Origin of the sequence: Bacillus sp. ME78, assembly GCF_903970865.1 — a bacterium.
GTDB classification, from domain to species: domain Bacteria; phylum Bacillota; class Bacilli; order Bacillales; family Bacillaceae_G; genus Bacillus_A; species Bacillus_A cereus.
In genome coordinates, this window is the sequence record NZ_CAJCKK010000103.1 from 1 (window position 1) to 438 (window position 438).

Below are 438 nucleotides of genomic sequence, written 5' to 3' on the forward strand. Positions count from 1 at the left end.
TAAGATGAATGACACACAACGTCTTGCCTATCAGAAGAAATTGGAAAAAGAGAAATTAAAGCCTAAAGAAGAACAGAAAGAGATTACATGTAATTTGTTTTCAGAACCTAATTTTGAAAAACCTTATGTAGATTACAACTTTCTAGATGCACTATTTAAGGCTATGATTCAAAATGATTATCGAGCTTTGCCTACGCAATGTAGCCAGTCAATCATGAAAGGTTTGTTCCAAAATTGGAAATCTTTTTTTGCTAGTTTAAAAGACTATAAAAAGAATCCAAACAAATATGCTGGACCGCCTAGAATTCCAAAGTATATTCGTTCTTCTGAAAAAGAGATTCTGTATACAAACCAAGATTGCATCATTAAAAACGATAGATTTTTAAAGTTTCCAAAGACGAAATTGCAATTAAATATTGGGAAACTAGGTTTCACTGA

The 438-nt window shown here is 31.3% G+C and carries 1 pseudogene; it reads left to right on the forward strand.

Annotated elements, in window-relative coordinates:
* Positions 1–438 (forward strand): annotated as a pseudogene (locus H6481_RS28425) (RNA-guided endonuclease TnpB family protein); the annotation flags it as partial.